Raw genomic sequence first — 17567 nt, 5'->3', positions numbered from 1 at the left:
GACGCCCGCGCGGTAGGTGCACCAATCTCGCGGGCGGCTCTCGATGGGAGTTGGGGTGTGGCTGAAGGGGGTGGCTTCAGGGCTGGGTGCGCTGGAGCTTGGGCGCGGCTCGGGCGCCGGGTGCGCCGGGCCAGGGCGCGGCTTGGGGCGCGGGTGCGTGCCGCCGCGCCAGTCGTCGTCGAGTGCCGCCCCAGCGGATCCGCCTAGCGTGTGCCGCTCCCGACAAGGAGGCCCCCATGACCACCGAACAGACCACGCCGCAGCCTTGGCGAGTGATCGACATCGTCGGCGGCTACCGACGTGCCCTGGCCGTGCTCGGCGCCTGGCGCGCCGACGTCTTCACCGAACTCGACAAGGGCCCGCGCACCGACCGCCAGCTCGCCGGCAAGCTCGGCCTGCACCCGGAGGCGCTGCGCGACCTGCTGCACGCCCTCGCCGGTCTTGAGCTGGTGACGCGCGCCAACGACGGCACCTTCTCCCTCACCGCGCACGCCGCCTGCCTCGTCCCGGGCCGCCCGGGCTACATCGGCGGCTTCCTGGACAACCAGGAGACCGAGGTCCACCCCGCGTGGAGCGGCCTCGCCAACACCCTGCGCACCGGCGAGTCGACGCCCCGCGCGGAGGACGACCGGCCCTACGACCTGTACGAGTCCGAGGCGAAGCGGGACGGGTTCGTCGACGCGATGGACTTCATCGTCGCCCCCCTCGCCCGGCAGATCGCCGACCGCGACTGGAGCGGCTATAAGTCGGTCCTGGACGTCGGCGGCGCGCGCGGCAGCCTCGCGACGACCATCGCCGAGGCCCACCCCCACCTGCGGGCCGCCGTCTTCGACCTGCCCGCGCTGGAACCGGCGTTCACCCGCTTCACGGCGGGCCGCGTCAGCGCGGGCCGGCTCACCTTCCACCCCGGCGACTTCTTCAAGGACCCGCTGCCCAAGGCCGACGTCGTCATCCTCGGCCACGTCCTGCACAACTGGCCCCAGGACGCCCGCCGTTCACTGATCCGCTCGGCCGCCGAAGCCGTCAACCCCGGCGGCGCGCTCCTCATCTACGACGCCATGCTCGACGAGGACACCCCGCGCCTCGTCAACTCCCTCCTCAGCCTCGACATGCGCATGTGGTCCGGCGGCTCCCAGTACCTCGCAGCCGACTGCGCCTCCTGGCTCGCGGAGGCGGGCTTCAGCAATGTGGAACGGCACGCGCACGGGGCGTCGAGCAGCTTGGTCATCGGGCACAAGGTGTGACGGACTCCCTTATGCAGCAAGGGAGTTGAGGGGACTCCTGGGGACGACGAGGCCCCGCCGCCCGGGAGAGGGCGGCGGGGCCTCGTCCAGTAAGAGGGCCAAGAGCAGGGTCAGTTCACGAACGCCCCCCGATTGCGCCCCGCCCACTCCGAGAACGCCGAAGCCCCCCGCCCCAGCACCTTCTCCGTCTCCCCCGAGATCTCGATCTGATCGGCCGTCAACTCGGCCTGCTGCTTCAGCAGTACGTCCAGCACCTCCCCCGGCACATACTCCTGGAGCCCCCGCCGCCACTCCTCCGCAGGAATCCGCTCCCAGCGCGCCGGCACCCCCGTCACCGCCCCGATGACCCCCAACTGCTCGGCCTGCGTAAGGATCTGAGGCCCCGTCAGCACCCGCAAACTCTGCTCGGGCCGCTCCGCCAGCAGCTCCACGGCCGCCACCTCCCCCACATCCCGCTCGTCCACCGGCGCCGTCACCGCCTCCGGATACGCCAGCCGCACCGCCCGCCCCGCCCGCAACGCCCCCGCCCACCACAGGGCGTTGCGCGCCAGCCAGCGCGGACGCAGCACGACCGCCTCCAGACCGCTCGCCCGTACGGCGTCCTCCGCGCGCGCGTGCCGGGCGGCGAGCGCGTCGGGCTGGACGGCGACGCCGTCGTGGACCCCGCCGGAGGAGATCAGCACCACCCGCCGCACCCCCTGCCGGCGCGCCTCGGCGAGCACGGCGGCGACGTCCTCGTCCGCGACGACCACCAGCAGCAGCGCGCCCACCCCGCGCAGCGCGGGCGCGATACTCCCCGGCCGGGCCAGATCGCCGACGGCCACCGACCGCACCCCGTCGGGCAGCCCCTCCCGCCCCGCCTGCCGCGTCAACGCCCTTACCCGCGCGCCCCGTTGAACCAGCGCCTCCAGCGCGGCCCGGCCGACCGCGCCGCGCGCTCCTGTCACCAGAATCTCGTCTGCCATACCCGCCAGCGTCACCGCCGCCGCTGGAGCGGGGCTCGACCGGCGAGCCAGCGCCGACTGCTCCAACGCCGCTGGACAACCGCCCCAGCGCCGCCCCGCACGCTGACCGGACCCAGGGCCCTTCTGACGGATCTCCGCGGCGTCGCGGCGCCCGGCACGCCCGCTCGCCGAACGCCGCTCCTTCTCCCACGGAGATCCATCAGAAGGGCCCCAGCCGCCGCCACGTCAGGAGGACCACCCATATGACCCGAACACTGATCATCGGAGGCGGTGTCGCCGGCGCCGTCACCGCTCTGGCGCTCGCCAAAGCGGGGTACGAACCCGAGCTGTACGAGGCGTACGAGACCTCGCCCGAGCACCGGGGCAGCTATCTCACCGTCGCGGTCAACGGGCTCAGCGCCCTGTACGCGGTCGACGCCGTCGACGTCGTCAACGGGATCGGGTTCGCGGCGCCGTCCATCGCCTTCTACCTCGGTGACGGACGCAAGCTGAACGAGGTGAAGGTCGGCGGCTCGCTCCCCGACGGGACGGCCACCCGGAGCGTGCGGCGCGGTGAACTGCACGCCCGGCTGCTCGACGAGGTCCGCCGCCGGGGCATCCCCGTGCACACCGGCAAGCGGCTGAAGGCCCTGGACGAGAAGCCGGACGGCGTGACCGCGTACTTCGCGGACGGCACGTCGGCCGGCGGCGACCTGCTGATCGGCGCCGACGGCGTCCACTCCACCGTACGGCGGCTGATCCTGCCGGAGCTCGCGGTCGCGCCCTACACGGGGCTCATCAACGTCGGCGGGTTCAGCCCGGCCGCCGGGCTCGGGCTCGCGCCCGGGGAGCACCGGATGGTGTTCGGCCGCCGCGCCTTCTTCGGCTGCGCCGTCGACCCGGCGGGCGACGTGTGGTGGTTCGCCAACCTCGGCCGCAAGGAGGCCGTGACGCGCGAGGAGGTCGAGCGCGTCGACGACGCCCGCTGGAAGGCCCGGCTGGCGAGCGTCTTCGCCCGCGACAAGGGCCCGGCCCGCGCGATCGTCGCGGCGAGCGGCCCGGTCACCGTCTCCAACTCGTACGAGGTCCCCGACCTCCCCGTCTGGCACACCTCCCGCATCGTGCTGGCCGGTGACGCCGCGCACGCCGCCTCCCCGGCCGCCGGGCAGGGCGCGTCGATGGCGATGGAGGACGGCGTCGTGCTCGCCCAGTGCCTGCGCGACCTGCCCACCCCCGAGGCCGCCTTCCGGACCTTCCAGCGGCTGCGGCAGCCGCGCGCCCGCAAGGTCACCGCGCAGGGCGCGCGCGCCAGCAAGTTCAAGGCCGTCGGCCCGCTCCAGCGGCGCGTCCGCGACCGCAAGCTGCCGGCCCTGCTCGCCGGGCACGCCTCCGGCGGCGAGCACTCGCTGGCCTGGATCTACGAGCACCGCGTCAGCTGGGACACCCGCGCCGGCGCGCAGGAGAAGGGGACACGCGCGTGAACCGCCGCACCGAGGGCTGGCCCGACCCCGCCCGCGCCGGGGCCGGCGTCGCCGTCGTCACCATCCGGCACATCGGACGCCCCGATCTGCAACGGGAGTCGGCCGCCTTCGCCGCCGCCGAGCGGCAGAAGGAGGTGTGGCCGCGCGGGCTGCTGAGCTGGGCGCTGTTCGCCGGCACCGACGGGCGCGCGCTGCTCGCCTACGAGCAGTGGAGCGACGACACCGCCCTGGACACCGCGCTCGCCGGCCCCGTGCCGTACGTGCCCGGCATCCCCGGCACCCAGCCGGCGGCGCCCCTGCGCTACCGGGTCGCGCGCTCCTACCCCGGCGGGGCGCCCGGCGAGATGCCGGGCTGCCTCGTCACCCCGGTCTTCGACACCGACGGCCCCGAACGCCAACAGCACTTCCTGGACACGCTGTTCACGATGGCGGGGGACGACGACACGCGGGACGTCGGGCAGATGCCGGGCGCGCTGTCGGCGTACTTCCACGTCAGCGCGGACGGCACCCGCGTCCTCGGCTACGCGGAGTGGACCGACGAGGAGGCGCACCTCGCGGCGGTCGGCGCCGAGGACACGGCCGCCTCCCGGCAGCGCCTCACCGAGGAGATCCCCGGAGTGCGGCCGAGCGGATACCACCGCTGGCACCTGCACACCGCGCTCGGCAACAAGCCCACCGGCGAAGGGAGTTCGCAGTGATACTCGTGACGGGCGCCACCGGCAACGTCGGCCGGGGCGTCGTGGAACTGCTGCTGGAACGAGACGTCAAGGTCCGGGCGCTGACCCGCGACCCCGCAGGCGCCCGCGTCCCGGCCGGCGCCGAGACCGTCACCGGCGACCTCATGACCGACCCGGCGGGCCTGGAGGACGCCCTGCACGGCGTCGACGGGATCTTCCTCAACGCGGCGGCCTTCCTCCACGGCCCCGACGGCGGCGCCCAGACCGCCGCGTTCCTCCAACTCGCCCGGAAACAGGGCGTGTCCAAGGTCGTCCTGCTGACCTCCGGCACCACCCAGGGCGGTGTTCCCGCCGAGCAGCAGTCCAATGTCATCGGCCGGATGCACCGCGTCGTCGAAGAGGCCGTCGAGAACTCCGACCTGGGCTGGACCCTGCTGCGGCCCGGCGAGTTCATGGCCAACTCCCTCGACTGGGCCCCGCAGATCCGCGCCACCGACGTCGTCCGCGCCCCCTACGCCGACGCCCAGTGGGCGCCGGTCCACGAGCGGGACATCTCCGACGTCGCCGTCCAAGTCCTCACCAGCGACGGGCACTTCGGGCGGACCTATCAGCTGACCGGGCCCGAGTCGATCACCTATCACGAGCGGGCGCGGCTCATCGGCGTGGCCGTGGGGCGGGAGGTGCGGCTGGAGGAGATCACGCCGGACCGGGCGCGCTCGGCGATGGTCATCGGGGGGATGCCGGCCGCCGTCGCGGACACGCTGCTCGCGCTGACCGCGACCGGGGTCGAGCGCGCCGAAGAAATCTCGCCCGCCGTACGGGAGTTGACCGGCAAGCCCGGCCGGAGCTTCGCGCAGTGGGCGCTGGAGAACAAGGCGGCGTTCGCGAGCAGGCCCCTGCCTTCCTGACGCACCAACCGACCGTTGTCCGAAAGGAGTTCCGCGATGGCGGAGACAGAACTGACCGAGCGTGACGTGCAACAGCTGCTGATCGCCGTGGGAGTTGACCCCCTGGCCGCCGAGGGCGGTCTCGACAGCTCCTTCGAGGAGCTGGGCATGGACTCGCTGGCCCGCCTGGAGATCGCGGGCCGGCTGCTCGACCGCTACGGCATCACGGTCGAGGACGAACTGACCCCGCAGGAGACGCCCGCCGGGATCCGGCAGCTCGTCAATCTGCGGCTCACCGGCGAACTGGCCTAGGAGGCGGACATGATCGGGCACACCGACAACCAGACCGACATCGACGCGCCCATCGGGTTCGTGTGGGACCTCACCAACGACGTCCGCGACTGGCCGCGCCTCTTCACCGAGTACGCCGCCGTGGAGGTCCTGGAGGAGACCGCCGCGTCGGTCGTCTTCCGGCTCACCATGCACCCCGACGAGGAGGGCCGCACCTGGTCCTGGATCTCGGAGCGGGTCTGGGACAAGGACACCTGGACCGTACGGGCCCGCCGGGTGGAGACCGGCCCCTTCGAGTTCATGAACCTCACCTGGACCTACGAGGAGATCGGCCCCGACCGCACCCGGCTGCGGTGGGTGCAGGACTTCCGGATGAAGCCGGACGCGCCGGTCGACACCGCCGCGATGACCGACCGCATCAACACCAACTCGCCCGTCCAGCTGGCCGCCGTCAAGGCCGGAGTCGAGCGGCGCAGGCTGCTCCCGGTCGGCTTCCACGACGTGCCGTCCAACACCCGGCGCGGCGGCGACCTGCGCACCCTCGTCTCGCCCGGCACGGTCGGCTCGTCCGCCGGGTTCTGCGGCGCCGTCCGCATCGCGCCCGGCGAGAAGGTCACCGAGCACTACCACCCCTACTCCGAGGAGTTCCTGTTCGTCACCGGCGGTGAGCTGCGGGTCGATCTCGACGGGGAGCCGGTGAAGGTGGGCGGCGAGCAGGGGCTGCTCATCCCGCGCAACGTGCGCCACCGGCTGGTCAACGTGGGGGAGACGGACGTCCTCGCCGTGTTCCACCTGAGCCCGCTCGCGCCCCGGCCCGAACTCGGGCACGTGGACACGGAGACGGCCGAGCCCGAACCGGCCGCCTCATGAGCGGCGTGAGGCGCGGCGGCGAAGAGAGGCAGACCGTCAATGAAGAGCGGCGGGCCGTCGTCACCGGCATCGGCGTCGTCGCCCCCGGCGGCGAGACCCGCGAGCGGTTCTGGGCCCGGATCACCGACGGCAAGCCCGCGATCCGCCGGATCAGCAAGTTCGACCCCGCCGCGTTCCGCTCCCGCATCGCCGCCGAGGTCGACGTCGACCCGGCGGGCCGCGGCCTGACCCCCCAAGAGCTGCGCCGCACCGACCGGTTCGTGCAGATGGCGATGATCGCCGCCGACGAGGCCGTCGCCGACGCCGGGCTCGACCTCCACGACGGCGACCGGACCGGCGTCACCCTCGGCTCCGCCGTCGGCGCGACCACCCGCCTCGAGGACGAGTACGTCGTCGCCAGCAACCACGGCCGGGACTGGGTCGTCGACCACCGGCACACCGGCCCCTTCCTCTACCAGTCCCTGGTCCCGGCGAGCGGCGCCGCCGAACTCGCCGCCCGCTACGGCGCCCACGGCCCCGCCGCCGTCGTCTCCACGGGCTGCACCTCCGGCATCGACGCCATCGGGCACGCCCTCGGACTCGTCCAGGACGACGAGGCGGACGTCGTCATCGCCGGCGCCTCCGACGCGCCGATCTCCCCGATCACGGTCGCCTGCTTCGACGCGATCCGCGCGACCACCCCGCACAACGACGACCCGGAGGCCGCCTCGCGCCCCTTCGACGACGGCCGCCAGGGCTTCGTCCTCGGCGAGGGCTCCGCGTTCCTCGTCGTGGAGGAGCTGGAGCACGCCCGCGCCCGGGGCGCCCGGATCTACTGCGAGATCACCGGCTACGCGGCCCGCGCCAACGGCTTCCACATGACGGGCCTGCGCCCCGACGGCGCCGAACTCGCCGCGGCGATCGGCGACGCCATGGGCCAAGCCCGGCTGAACACCGAGGACTTGGGATACATCTCGGCGCACGGCTCGGGCACCCGGCAGAACGACCGGCACGAGACGGCCGCCTACAAGCGGGCGCTCGGCGAGCCGGTGCGGCGGGTGCCGATCAGCTCGATCAAGTCGGTCGTCGGGCACTCGCTGGGCGCGATCGGCGCCATCGAGATGGCCGCGTGCGCGCTGACCCTCCAGCGCGGGGTGATCCCGCCGACCGCGAACCTCACCGAGCCCGACCCCGAGTGCGACCTCGACTACACCCCGCTGACGGCCCGCGAGGCGACGGTCCGGCACGCGCTGTCGGTGGGCAGCGGATTCGGGGGGTTCCAGTCGGCGATGGTGTTCAGCCGGGGCGGGGGGCTCGGATGACTGCGGCCCAGCTGAAAGGGGGCGCCCGGCCGCGAGAGGCCGCCGTGATCACCGGCATCGGCGTCGTCGCCCCCACCGGCACCGGCGTCGCCGAGCACTGGGACAACACCCTGGCCGGCCGCTCCGGCATCGCCCCGATCACCTCCTTCGACGCGAGCGGCCTGCCCGTCTCGGTGGCCGGACAGGTCACCAGCTTCGACCAGACGGCGTGGGCGGACCACCGCCTCCTCGTCCAGACCGACCGCTGGACCTGGCTCGCCTTCGCCGCCGCCCGACTCGCCCTGGACGACGCCGAGTTGGACCCGTCGGACGAGAACCCCATGGAGCTGTCCGTGGTCACCGCGGGCGGCTCCGGCGGCAACGCCTTCGGCCAGCGCGAGATCCAGGCCCTGTGGCAGGACGGCCCCCGCGCGGTCAGCGCCTACCAGTCGATCGGCTGGTTCTACGCCGCGAGCAGCGGCCAGCTGTCCATCCGCCACCAGCTGAAGGGCGCCTGCGGAGTCCTCGTCGCGGACGGCGCCGGCGGCATCGACGCCGTACGGCAGGCCCGGCGGCTGCTCGCCCGGGGCAGCGTCGGCGTCCTCACCGGCGGTACGGAGGCGCCGCTGTCGCCGTACGCGCTGGTGTGCCAGAGCGGGCTGCCGGGGCTCAGCCGGGAGAGCGACCCGGACACCGCCTACCGGCCCTTCGCCGCCGACGCCGGCGGGTATGTGCCGGGGGAGGGCGGGGCGATGCTCGTCCTCGAACCGCAGGAGCGGGCGCGCGAGCGCGGGGCGAGGGTGTACGCCGAGGTGGCCGGCACCGCGGCCACCCACGACGCCTGGCACCCCGAGGACCCACCACCCGACGCGCGCCAACTGGAGCGCGCCGTACGGGAGTCCATCGCGCGGGCCGGCTGCACCCCGGACGACATCGACGTCGTCTTCGCGGACGGCGCCGGCACCGCGCAGGCCGACCGGCTCGAACTCGACGCGCTGCGGGCGGTGTTCGGCGGACGCCGGGTGCCGGTGACCGTGCCCAAGACCATGACCGGGCGGCTCTGCTCGGGCGGCGCCGCGCTCGACCTGGCGTGGGCGGCGCTCGCCGTCGAGAAGGGGGTGCTGCCGCCGACGGTCAACGTGCCCGCTCCTCCCGGCATCGACCTGGTGACCGAGGCCCGCGAGGCCGACGTACGGCACGCGCTCGTCGTCGCGCGCGGGGTCGGCGGCTTCAACTCGGCCGCTGTGCTGCGCCGTTCGGAGCCGGGGAGGTGACCGTGTCCGACCCGCTCGTCCTGGCGGCCGTCCTGCTGTGCAACGGTCTGGCCGCCGGGGTGCTCACCGCCAGCGAACTGGGCCAGTTCCCGCTGATGGCGCGGCTCCCGGCGGACCAGTACATCCGCACCCACGCCTTCTTCTCCACCCGCTACGACCCCTTCATGCCGACCTGCCTGATCCTGACGGTACTTGGCGACCTCACCCTTGCCGTCACCGCCAACACCCCGCTCGCCCAAGGGCTTTCGGGCACGGCGGCGGTCCTCGCGGCCGGCGCGGTCCTCATCGCGGTCACCCGCAACGTCCCCCTCAACGCCTGGGTCCGCTCCCTCGACCCGCAGGCCCCGCCGCGCGACTGGCGGCAGCGGCGGGCCGCGTGGGGCCGGTGGAACCTGCGGCGCTGCGTGCTCGTCGCGACGGCGCTGGTCGCCAACTGCGTGACGGTCGCGATCAGTTGAGCGGCCCTTTGAATACCCCCTTCGTATAGACACCCTTCCCAGACACCCCCTCCCGGAGATGACATGGATCTCGACCTGACCGGCCGCAAAGCCCTGGTGACCGGCGGCAGCCGGGGCGTGGGCCGCGGCATCGTCCTCGCCCTCGCCCGCGCCGGCGCCGACGTGACCACCTGCTACCGCCAGCCCTCAGCCGCCGTGGACTCCCTGACCGCCGAGCTGAAGGAGACCCCCGGCGACCACCAGGTGATCCAGGCCGACTTGGCCGACCCGGCCCGCGCCCGCGACCTCGTCCGCGCGACCGGCGAGCGGTACGGCCGGATCGACCTGCTCGTCCACAACGCGGGCACCGTCAGCCACATCCCGTTCGGCGAACTCCCCGCCGACGAATGGCGCCGCGTCCTCGACACCAACCTGACGGCCGCGTACGTCCTCGCGCAGGAGGCCCTGACGCTGAGCCTGCTCGGCGAGGGCGCGTCGGTGGCGTTCATCGGCTCCAAGTCGGCGGACGTCGGCATCCCCCTGCGCGCCCACTACACGGCGTCCAAGTCGGCCCTGCAAGGCCTCTCCCGCTCCCTGGCCAAGGAGTACGGCGCCCAGGGCATCCGCTTCAACGTGATCGCGCTCGGCGTGATCGAGACCGAGGAACTGGCCAGCCGCCCGGCGGAGCAGCGCGAGGCGCTCGTCCAGCGGTACAAGGCGAAGACCGCGCTGGGCCGCCTCGGCACCCCCGAAGAGGTCTCCGGCGCCGTGCTGTTCCTCGCCAGTGACCTGTCCCGGTACGTCACCGGCTCCACCCTCTACGTCGACGGAGGCATCTCGTGACCACCGCCCAGCCGTTCCGCATCATGCTGCGCATGAACGTCAAGCCCGGCATGGAGGCGGACTTCGAGAAGACGTGGTCGGCCGTCGGCGACTCCGTGACCTCCCACCCGGCCAACCTCGGCCAGTGGCTGTGCCGGGGCGAGGAGGAGCCCGGCGTGTACTACATCATCAGCGACTGGGTCGACGAGCCGCAGTTCCGCGCCTTCGAGACCAGCGACCGGCATCTTCAACACCGCCAGAAACTGCACCCGTTCCGCTCCGGCGGCTCGATGGTGACGATGAAGGTGGTCGCCGCGCTGCCGGGCGGGGAGCGGTCGTTGTCCGGCGGGGGCGGATCGCTGTCCGGCGGGGCCCGGTGACCGAGGTCCGGGTGCTCGTCCATCACCACGCCGAGCACCCCGAGGCGATCCGCCGGGCCTACCACGAGGTCAGCGAGTCCCTGGCCGGCGTCCCCGGCATGCTCGGCAACGAACTCCTGGAGTCCGTCGCGGGCCGACCCGGCTTCGTCGTGCTCAGCCGCTGGCGCGACCTGTCGTCGTTCCAGGAGTGGGAGCGCAGCGAAGGCCACCGGCCCAGCACGGCGGCGCTACGGCCGTTCCGGGACCGGGAGTTGGCGGTCCCGTTCGCGGTGTACGAGGTGAACGCGGCGTACTGAGAACGACTGCGGCCCCGGCCTCCTTCGAAAGGAGGCCGGGGCCAACTCATGCCCAGGCGAGGCGACTTCAGCGCGGCAGCGTCAGCCCCCCGTCCACCGGCAGCACCGCCCCGGTCACGAACTCGGCGTGCACCAGATACTCCACGGCCCGCGCGACGTCGTCGGGCCGCCCCACCCGCCCCGCCGGAGTGGCCGCCGCGACGGCCGCGAACTGGGCGGCGCGCTGCTCCTCGTCGAGCCCCGCCCACCAGGACGTGTCGATGACCCCGGGCGAGACCGCGTTGACCCGTACCGGCGCGAGTTCGACGGCGAGGGGGCGGACGGCGGCCTCCAGACCGCCGTTGACGGCGGCCAGGGCGGCGGTCCCGGGGCGGGCGACGCGGGCGCTGCCGGCGGTCAGGAGGGTGACGGAGGCGGTGACCTGGGCGTGCCCGATCGCGGTGAGGTAGCCGTACAGCTTGGGTTCGACGACCGCGCGGAGGCGGTCGGTGGTGAGGGACTTGGCGGGGGCGAAGCCGGCCGTGGCGGGGCCGAAGGCGAGGACCAAGTGCTCGAAGGGGCCCAGGCGTTCGAAGTAGGCGGCCACGGACTCCTCTTCGGTGCCGTCCAGTTGGTCGGCCGCCGCCACCTGATCGCGTGCCGCCGCGAGGCGTTCGGGGTCGCGGCCGGTGACGGTGACGCTGAGGCCGGCCTTGGTGAGGCGGACGGCGGTGGCCAGGCCGATGCCCGCCGTGCCGCCCATGATCACTGCTCGCACGTCGTGGGTTCCTTCCGGAGGGGGTCGAAGAGCCCGTGCCGTCCGGCCCAGGCGGCCACGGCCGCGGCGATCTCGTGCGGCCGGTCCTCGGGCGCGTAGTGGCCCGCGGCGCCGCAGGACACCGTCTCCAGCGCGGCGAACTGCTCGGCGCACCACGCGGCCATGGCCTCGCCGACGAGCAGGGTCGGTGAGCCGTGGAAGGTCAGCAGCAGCTTGGGCACGTCCGTGCTGGCGGCGAGCCAGGTGTGGAACTCCCGCATACGGGCGACGAGTTCGGCCGGTTCGCCGTCCAGCGGGATCTGCCGGGCCCAGGCCAGCAGCGGGCGGCGGCTCTCGGGGGTGGGGTGCGCGGCGAGGTGGACGGCCATGTCGGCGTCGGCGACGGTGGTGAGGACACCTCCGCCGCCCGTGTAGGCCTGGCGCTGGTAGAGGTCCTGGGCGAGCACCATCTCCTCGCCGGTGCCCGGGGCGCCGATGGCCTCGCAGCGGGCGCGCGCCCACGGCTGGAGCTCGTCCCGCGTCATGGGCTTGACGACGGCCTCCAGCAGGGCGAGTCCGCGTACCCGGCCGGGGTGGCGGGCGGCCCAGTCGCAGGCGAGGGTGCCGCCCCAGTCGTGTCCGACGAGGACGACGTCGTCCAGGCCGAGCGCGTCCGCCCAGGCGTCGAGATGGCGGGCGTGGTCGGCGAAGGAGTAGGGGAGGTCGGGGCGGCCGGAGCGGCCCATGCCGATCAGGTCGGGGGCGAGGAGCCGGCCGCCGCCGATGCCGGGCAGGACGCGGCGCCAGAGGTAGGAGGACGCGCAGTTGCCGTGCAGGAAGACGAAGGCGGGCCCGTCACCGGTGTCGGTGTAGTGCATCGGCGACCCGAGAGCGGTCGTGTGCGGCATGAATGAGTTTCCTTCAAGGTCTGCGGCGCCCGGAGTTGGTAAATAATTGACAAAGGGGCCGCTTCGCGGATTGTGCGACTGTCGCCCATCACACGTTTAGGGAGGGGAAAGCGGATATCTGCCCCGGGGATTTCTAGCGCATCCTTCCCTGCTCCGGCGTCCACTCGTAGAAAGCCCTTGCCATCGCGTCCTTGGGCTCCTTCCAGCCCGGGTCGTAGGGGGTGATGAACTCCGCGAGGCGGCGGTCGATGTCCCGGTAGAGCGGGTGGCTGCGGGCCTCGCCGAGGTTCGGCCGGATGTCCTCGTCCGCCTCGATCAGGTGGAAGTAGAGGTCGTGGAAGGTGAAGAGGGTGCGCCGGGAGACCCCGATCAGCCGGGGCAGTTCGGTCGCGTCGGAATCGGCGAAGGCCTGGGCGACTTCGGGGGCCGAGCCGGGCCGTATGCGGGCGACGACGAGTGTCCGGTTCATGGTTCCTCCTGCTGGCCGGGGTGGTTCGGCGGCTTTCGGGAAGGATCGGGGCGCCCGCTCGACGGCGGCTCGACGGCCGCTGAACCGGCCCTTTCGGGCGGAGTGCGGCTGTTTCCGCCATGCGTTGTCCTGAAATTGCCCCCTCCTTACCCAGCGGTAGGGACTTTCACACGGCGAATGCGATGTTTCGCCAGGGGGCCTCGTAAATGGCGGATGTCAAGTCATTCAGTCGGTTAACTATTGACAGTTACAGAACTGGAGTAAGAGGGTGTTCCTGTCCCCCCAGCGTCCCCCCACATTGCGGTCGCATGAATACTCGTCAGAAATGAATCGGGTTTTTGTTGCCGCAGCGAACGAAGAAACGACGGTGCCCCATTGATACAGGTTCGGCTTCTGGGACCCTTCGAACTGACCGTTGACGGCAAGCCGGCGGTACGGCTGTCCGCCCCCAAACTCCGCCAGGTCCTGACCCTGCTCGCGCTGAACGCGAACCGGGTCGTGAGCACCGACCAGTTCCTCTCCGAACTCTGGGCGGACCGCCCGCCCCGCAGCGCCCGCACCACCCTCCAGACCTACATCTACCAGCTCCGCAAGAACATCAGCCGGCTCACCCAGCTCTCCCGCACCCCGGTCACCCTGGAGACCACCGACGCCGGCTATCTCCTGCGGCTGCCCGCCGAATCCGTCGACGCCCACCGCTTCTGCGCCCTCGTCGCCGAAGGCCGCGCCCGCATCATCGAGGGCGACAGCCTCCTGGGCGTCGAGACCCTCGACCAGGCCCTCGCCCTGTGGAGCAAGACCTCCATCGCCGAGAACGAACTCGGCTCCGTCCTCCAGGCCGAGGCGGTCCGGCTCGAAGAGCTGCGCCGCACCGTCCTGGAGGAGCGCGTCGAGGCCAAACTCGGCCTCGGCCTGCACCACCAGGTCGTCGGCGAACTCCTCGGCATGGTCGCCGCCCACCCCACCCACGAGGGCCTGCGGGCCAAGCTGATGCTCGCCCTCTACCGCTCCGGACGCCGCTCGGAGGCGCTCACCGCCTACCGGCACGCCCGCCTCGCCCTGGCCGCCGAACTCGGCCTCGAACCCTGCACGGAACTGCGCCAGCTGCACGGCCGCATCCTCGACGGCGACCCCTCCCTCGACCTGCCCGAGGACGCCCTCGGCGCCGCCCGGCCCGCCCAGGTCTGCCCGGTGCCCAGCCAACTCCCCCCGGACGTCCTGCTGGTGGGGCGCGAACGGCAGGTGGCCGCCCTGTCCCGCGCGCTGACCGAAGGACCGCGCGTCGGCCGCCCGGTCGTCGTCATCACCGGAGTCCCCGCCTCCGGCAAGTCCGCGCTCTGCGTGCACACCGCCCACCAGGTCCGCGCCGGCTACCCCGACGGCCAGCTGTGGGCCGTCCTCACCACCCCCGACGGCCGCCGCGTACCCCCCGGCGAGATCCTCGGCGACTTCCTGCGCGCCATCGGCATACCGCCCGCGCGCATCCCCGACGACCTCGACGAACGCGCCCGTATGTTCCGCAGCTGGGCCGCCGAACGCCGGGTGCTCGTCGCCCTCGACGACGTCGTCGACGCCGACCAGCTGCTGCCCCTGCTGCCCGGCGGCTCCCGCAGCGCCACCCTCCTCACCTGCCGCCGCCGGCTGTCCGACCCGCGCATCACCGCCGCCGTCCCCGCCCCCGAACTCTGCCGCGCCACCGCCTGGCAGCTCCTCTCCCACACCCTGGGCCCCGACCGGCTCGCCTACGAGGCCGACGCCGTACAGAAGATCATCGGGCTCTCCCAGGGGCTGCCCGGCGCCCTGTGCGCCGTCGCCCGGCAGCTGGAGCTGCGCCCGCACTGGTCCGCGGCCCGCGCCCTGGAGAGCGCGGTGCACACCTTCGGCTCCCTCGGGCCGAGCCTGCGCCGCACCTACCGGCTGCTCACCCCCCAGGTCCGCGTCGCCTACCGCGCGCTCGCCGTCACCGCCGGATCCGTCGTCACCGCCGAGGAGGCATCGGCGGTGCTGGGCGTGCCCGTCCCGGAGGCGGAGGCCGTCCTCGACGAACTCGTCGAGGCCCAGCTCGTCAACGCCGCGTGGGAACCCCACCGCGCCGCCGTCGCCTACCGGTTCACCTGGAAATGCCTGACCGGGGACAAACTCGACCTCGCCTGCGGGCCGGGCGACCGCGACAGCACCGAGCGGTTCGCCGCGCACGGCTACGGGACACCCCCGGGCCGGCCCACTCGATCGGCGCTCCAACCCGACCCCAGCGCGCTGGTGCACGCTCGGGGGACCGACGTGGCCTGAGAGAGGCGGAGACCCGCATGGGGTACGGACTGCAAGGCAAACGAGTGCTCGTCACCGGCGGCACCCGCGGGATCGGCCGGGCCACCGTACTGGCCCTCGCCGAGGCGGGCGCCCGCGTCGTGACCTGCCACCGGGCGAAGGGCCCGGAGGCGGACCGGCTCACGGCCGACTTGGAGCGGTACGGTGACGGGTACCGCGTGCTCCAGGAGGACGTGACCGAACCCGAGGGCGCGGGAAGGCTGCTGGAGGCCTGCCGGCAGCAGCTCGGCGGCCTGGACGTCGTCGTCAACAACGTCGGCGCCGACGACCACGCCCCCCTGGCCGACCTCGGGCCCGAGCGGTGGCGGCGGCTGCTGGACCACAACATCACCTCCGCCTACCTCGTCACCCGGGCCGCCCTGCCGCTGCTCGCCGAGGGCGCCTCGGTCGTCAACGTCGGCTCGGCGGCGGCCCTGCGCGGCCGGCCCGGCGCCGCGCACTACGGCGCCTCCAAGGCCGCCATGATCGGGTTCACCCGGGGCCTGGCCAAGGACCTCGGCCCCCAGGGGATCCGCGTCAACGTCGTCGCCCCCGGAGTCACCAGCGACGACGACGGCCGCGAACTCCCCGCGCCCGTACGGCAACGGCTCCTCGCCGCGACCCCGCTCGGCCGGCTCTGCACACCGGGCGACGTCGCCGCCGCCGTGCTGTTCCTCGCCGGTGACGGCTCCCGTTTCGTCAGCGGCACCACCCTGACCGTCGATGGAGGTATGTGATGCCATTCGCTGCTGTGACCTACCGCGTCAAGCCCGGCCACGAGGACGAGATAGCCGAGATCTTCCAGGACTTCAAGCGCGTCGACACCCCCGTCCTGCCCGGCACCGACGGCAAGGCCGCCGGACGCCTGCTCGGCACCGCCGTCTTCCTCAAGGACGACGTCATGGTCCGCGTCATCCAGTACGAGGGCGACTTCGCCGCGATCGCCGGACACATGGCCCGCCAGCAGGGCGTGCACACCGTCGAACAGCGCCTCGCCCCCTTCCTCGCCGAGCAGCGCGACACCGCCACCCCCGAAGGCTTCCGGAAGTACTTCGCCAACGCCACCATGCGGGTGCTCACCCAGCTCTCCGCGGACGACCACCCCGCGGCATGACCGGCGCCGGACTCCTCGGCGCGCTGGTCCTGCTGGGCAACGGCGTCGCCGCCGGCGTCCTGTTCGCGGTCGCCCTGAGCGTCGTACCCGCCCTGGCCGCCATGCCGCCCGGCCGGTACGTCTACGCCCACCAGCTGCTCGGCCGCAACTGGGACCCCACCATGCCGGCGATCGTCCTGCTCTCCGCGCTGCTCGGCACCGCGCTGGCCGTCACGGCCGACGACGTGCCGCGCGCCGGGCTGCTGGGGGCGGCGGCGCTGCTGCTCGTGGCCGTCTCCTGGGTCTCCCACTTCCGCAACGTCCCCCTCAACCGCCGCGTCAAGGCACAGGACCCCGACCGGCTGCCCGCCGACTGGAGCGACCCCCGCCCCGCCTGGCGCCGCTGGCACCTGACCCGCACGACGCTCGCCGTCACCGCCCTCGCCCTCAACGCCCTCGCCCTCGCCACCTGAGCCCCACCCGACGAAAGGCACCCGACATGCTCGACGAATCCGTCTACGCCCGCCACCAGGAGCCCAGCTTCCTGGAGGAGCTGTACGACACCGGCGCGACCCCCTGGGAGATCGGCCGCCCCCAGTCGGCGTTCCTCGCGCTCGCCGAGGCCGGCGTCATCAAGGGCCGCGTCCTCGACGTCGGCTGCGGCACCGGCGAGCACGTCCTGATGGCGGCGAAGCTCGGTCTGGACGCCACCGGCGTCGAACTCGCCGCCAACGCCGTGCGCCGCGCCGAGGACAAGGCCACCGAACGCGGCCTGACCGCCCGCTTCCTGCGCTACGACGCCCTGAAGCTCGCCGAACTGGACGAGACCTTCGACACCGTCCTCGACTGCGGGCTCTTCCACCGCTTCCAGGGCGAGGAGCGCACCGCCTACGTCAAGAGCCTCGCCTCCGTCGTCACCCCCGGCAAGCGCGTCTTCGTCCTCTCCTTCAGCGACCGGCAGGAGGAGGACTGGGGCCCGCACTGCGTCTCCCGCGCCGAGTTCGAGGCCGCCTTCACCGACGGCTGGCGCATCGACGCCATCGAGGAGAGCGTCATCGACGCCACCGTCGACGCCGACGGTGTGAAGGCCTGGCTGGTCTCCCTCACCCGCGTCTGACCCGCCCCGAGGCCGGCCGCCGCACCCGGCGGCCGGCCTCGCCGCGTACTGCGT

21 protein-coding genes are annotated in these 17567 nt (G+C 73.2%); 17 read left to right on the top strand and 4 right to left on the bottom strand.

Annotated elements, in window-relative coordinates:
• Nucleotides 1-236 precede the first annotated feature (236 nt).
• A complete protein-coding gene (locus ACYUD3_RS09570; RefSeq protein WP_470966694.1) occupies nt 237-1244 on the top strand; it encodes a methyltransferase in 1008 nt (335 codons plus the stop codon).
• Between the two features lie 110 nt (nt 1245-1354).
• Here ACYUD3_RS09570 and ACYUD3_RS09565 read toward each other — a convergent pair whose 3' ends face one another.
• Complete coding sequence (locus tag ACYUD3_RS09565; RefSeq protein ID WP_470966691.1) at nt 1355-2209, bottom strand: SDR family oxidoreductase; 855 nt, start codon at nt 2207-2209, stop codon at nt 1355-1357.
• Nucleotides 2210-2451: 242 nt separating this feature from the next.
• On the opposite strand from ACYUD3_RS09565, the gene ACYUD3_RS09560 reads away from it, so the two are divergent.
• From ACYUD3_RS09560 to ACYUD3_RS09510, 11 genes are all read left to right on the top strand, one after another.
• Nucleotides 2452-3669: an FAD-dependent monooxygenase gene (locus ACYUD3_RS09560; protein WP_470966688.1), complete on the top strand. Its 1218-nt coding sequence runs from the start codon at nt 2452-2454 to the stop codon at nt 3667-3669.
• Entirely contained in the window at nt 3666-4367 is a 702-nt protein-coding gene (locus ACYUD3_RS09555; protein ID WP_470966686.1) for an antibiotic biosynthesis monooxygenase, read from the top strand. Before ACYUD3_RS09560 ends, ACYUD3_RS09555 begins: the two co-directional genes overlap by 4 nt.
• On the top strand, nt 4364-5254 hold the full coding sequence (locus ACYUD3_RS09550) for an NAD(P)H-binding protein (protein ID WP_470966683.1): 891 nt from the start codon (nt 4364-4366) through the stop codon (nt 5252-5254). The genes ACYUD3_RS09555 and ACYUD3_RS09550 overlap by 4 nt, the downstream gene beginning before the upstream one ends.
• A 36-nt stretch (nt 5255-5290) precedes the next feature.
• On the top strand, nt 5291-5545 hold the full coding sequence (locus tag ACYUD3_RS09545) for an acyl carrier protein (RefSeq protein WP_470966681.1): 255 nt from the start codon (nt 5291-5293) through the stop codon (nt 5543-5545).
• 9 nt (nt 5546-5554) lie between these two features.
• Entirely contained in the window at nt 5555-6394 is an 840-nt protein-coding gene (locus ACYUD3_RS09540; RefSeq protein WP_470966678.1) for a cupin domain-containing protein, read from the top strand.
• Nucleotides 6391-7695, top strand: a complete 1305-nt coding sequence (locus ACYUD3_RS09535) for a beta-ketoacyl-[acyl-carrier-protein] synthase family protein (RefSeq protein ID WP_470966676.1) — start codon at nt 6391-6393, stop codon at nt 7693-7695. Before ACYUD3_RS09540 ends, ACYUD3_RS09535 begins: the two co-directional genes overlap by 4 nt.
• A complete protein-coding gene (locus ACYUD3_RS09530; protein ID WP_470966674.1) occupies nt 7692-8948 on the top strand; it encodes a beta-ketoacyl synthase N-terminal-like domain-containing protein in 1257 nt (418 codons plus the stop codon). The genes ACYUD3_RS09535 and ACYUD3_RS09530 overlap by 4 nt, the downstream gene beginning before the upstream one ends.
• Before the next feature lie 2 nt (nt 8949-8950).
• A complete protein-coding gene (locus ACYUD3_RS09525) occupies nt 8951-9406 on the top strand; it encodes an anthrone oxygenase family protein (RefSeq protein WP_470966671.1) in 456 nt (151 codons plus the stop codon).
• A gap of 63 nt (nt 9407-9469) precedes the next feature.
• Complete coding sequence (locus ACYUD3_RS09520) at nt 9470-10228, top strand: SDR family NAD(P)-dependent oxidoreductase (protein WP_470966667.1); 759 nt, start codon at nt 9470-9472, stop codon at nt 10226-10228.
• On the top strand, nt 10225-10587 hold the full coding sequence (locus tag ACYUD3_RS09515) for an antibiotic biosynthesis monooxygenase family protein (RefSeq protein ID WP_470966665.1): 363 nt from the start codon (nt 10225-10227) through the stop codon (nt 10585-10587). The genes ACYUD3_RS09520 and ACYUD3_RS09515 overlap by 4 nt, the downstream gene beginning before the upstream one ends.
• A complete protein-coding gene (locus tag ACYUD3_RS09510; protein ID WP_470966662.1) occupies nt 10584-10883 on the top strand; it encodes an antibiotic biosynthesis monooxygenase family protein in 300 nt (99 codons plus the stop codon). The genes ACYUD3_RS09515 and ACYUD3_RS09510 overlap by 4 nt, the downstream gene beginning before the upstream one ends.
• A gap of 67 nt (nt 10884-10950) precedes the next feature.
• Here the strand turns inward: ACYUD3_RS09510 and ACYUD3_RS09505 are convergent, their stop codons facing one another.
• The 3 genes from ACYUD3_RS09505 to ACYUD3_RS09495 form a co-directional block, all read right to left on the bottom strand.
• A complete protein-coding gene (locus tag ACYUD3_RS09505) occupies nt 10951-11640 on the bottom strand; it encodes an SDR family oxidoreductase (protein WP_470966660.1) in 690 nt (229 codons plus the stop codon).
• Nucleotides 11628-12527, bottom strand: coding sequence for a haloalkane dehalogenase (locus ACYUD3_RS09500; protein ID WP_470966657.1), 900 nt, complete (start codon nt 12525-12527; stop codon nt 11628-11630). Before ACYUD3_RS09500 ends, ACYUD3_RS09505 begins: the two co-directional genes overlap by 13 nt.
• Nucleotides 12528-12660: 133 nt before the next feature.
• The gene (locus ACYUD3_RS09495) at nt 12661-12996 is read right to left on the bottom strand and encodes a TcmI family type II polyketide cyclase (RefSeq protein ID WP_470966655.1); all 336 of its coding nucleotides are present in this window, start codon (nt 12994-12996) and stop codon (nt 12661-12663) included.
• A gap of 375 nt (nt 12997-13371) precedes the next feature.
• Here ACYUD3_RS09495 and ACYUD3_RS09490 point away from each other — a divergent pair, with 375 nt between their 5' ends.
• Genes ACYUD3_RS09490 through ACYUD3_RS09470 form a run of 5 tightly spaced genes read left to right on the top strand, consistent with a single transcriptional unit; the run spans nt 13372 to nt 17513 of the window.
• Entirely contained in the window at nt 13372-15285 is a 1914-nt protein-coding gene (locus ACYUD3_RS09490) for an AfsR/SARP family transcriptional regulator (RefSeq protein ID WP_470966652.1), read from the top strand.
• Nucleotides 15286-15302: 17 nt separating this feature from the next.
• Complete coding sequence (locus ACYUD3_RS09485) at nt 15303-16040, top strand: SDR family NAD(P)-dependent oxidoreductase (RefSeq protein ID WP_470966650.1); 738 nt, start codon at nt 15303-15305, stop codon at nt 16038-16040.
• Nucleotides 16040-16417, top strand: coding sequence for a SchA/CurD-like domain-containing protein (locus ACYUD3_RS09480; RefSeq protein WP_470966647.1), 378 nt, complete (start codon nt 16040-16042; stop codon nt 16415-16417). The genes ACYUD3_RS09485 and ACYUD3_RS09480 overlap by 1 nt, the downstream gene beginning before the upstream one ends.
• Nucleotides 16414-16869: an anthrone oxygenase family protein gene (locus ACYUD3_RS09475; protein ID WP_470966644.1), complete on the top strand. Its 456-nt coding sequence runs from the start codon at nt 16414-16416 to the stop codon at nt 16867-16869. Before ACYUD3_RS09480 ends, ACYUD3_RS09475 begins: the two co-directional genes overlap by 4 nt.
• A gap of 26 nt (nt 16870-16895) precedes the next feature.
• Entirely contained in the window at nt 16896-17513 is a 618-nt protein-coding gene (locus tag ACYUD3_RS09470; protein WP_470966641.1) for a class I SAM-dependent methyltransferase, read from the top strand.
• The last annotated feature ends 54 nt before the right edge of the window (nt 17514-17567 follow it).

The sequence above is a fragment of the Streptomyces sp. AMJ-169 genome, assembly GCF_055597585.1.
The sequence above is the reverse complement of the archived record's forward strand: the minus strand, read 5'-3'. Positions and strand labels throughout refer to the sequence as shown.

Excerpts from the sequence above, each read along its gene's own strand:
- ACYUD3_RS09500 (WP_470966657.1), bottom strand. The coding sequence starts at position 12,527 with ATGCCGCACACGACCGCTCTCGGGTCGCCGATGCACTACACCGACACC.
- ACYUD3_RS09540 (WP_470966678.1), top strand. The coding sequence starts at position 5,555 with ATGATCGGGCACACCGACAACCAGACCGACATCGACGCGCCCATCGGG.
- ACYUD3_RS09535 (WP_470966676.1), top strand. The coding sequence starts at position 6,391 with ATGAGCGGCGTGAGGCGCGGCGGCGAAGAGAGGCAGACCGTCAATGAA.
- ACYUD3_RS09470 (WP_470966641.1), top strand. The coding sequence starts at position 16,896 with ATGCTCGACGAATCCGTCTACGCCCGCCACCAGGAGCCCAGCTTCCTG.
- ACYUD3_RS09495 (WP_470966655.1), bottom strand. The coding sequence starts at position 12,996 with ATGAACCGGACACTCGTCGTCGCCCGCATACGGCCCGGCTCGGCCCCC.
- ACYUD3_RS09545 (WP_470966681.1), top strand. The coding sequence starts at position 5,291 with ATGGCGGAGACAGAACTGACCGAGCGTGACGTGCAACAGCTGCTGATC.
- ACYUD3_RS09520 (WP_470966667.1), top strand. The coding sequence starts at position 9,470 with ATGGATCTCGACCTGACCGGCCGCAAAGCCCTGGTGACCGGCGGCAGC.
- ACYUD3_RS09485 (WP_470966650.1), top strand. The coding sequence starts at position 15,303 with ATGGGGTACGGACTGCAAGGCAAACGAGTGCTCGTCACCGGCGGCACC.
- ACYUD3_RS09560 (WP_470966688.1), top strand. The coding sequence starts at position 2,452 with ATGACCCGAACACTGATCATCGGAGGCGGTGTCGCCGGCGCCGTCACC.
- ACYUD3_RS09480 (WP_470966647.1), top strand. The coding sequence starts at position 16,040 with ATGCCATTCGCTGCTGTGACCTACCGCGTCAAGCCCGGCCACGAGGAC.
- ACYUD3_RS09530 (WP_470966674.1), top strand. The coding sequence starts at position 7,692 with ATGACTGCGGCCCAGCTGAAAGGGGGCGCCCGGCCGCGAGAGGCCGCC.
- ACYUD3_RS09475 (WP_470966644.1), top strand. The coding sequence starts at position 16,414 with ATGACCGGCGCCGGACTCCTCGGCGCGCTGGTCCTGCTGGGCAACGGC.
- ACYUD3_RS09565 (WP_470966691.1), bottom strand. The coding sequence starts at position 2,209 with ATGGCAGACGAGATTCTGGTGACAGGAGCGCGCGGCGCGGTCGGCCGG.
- ACYUD3_RS09570 (WP_470966694.1), top strand. The coding sequence starts at position 237 with ATGACCACCGAACAGACCACGCCGCAGCCTTGGCGAGTGATCGACATC.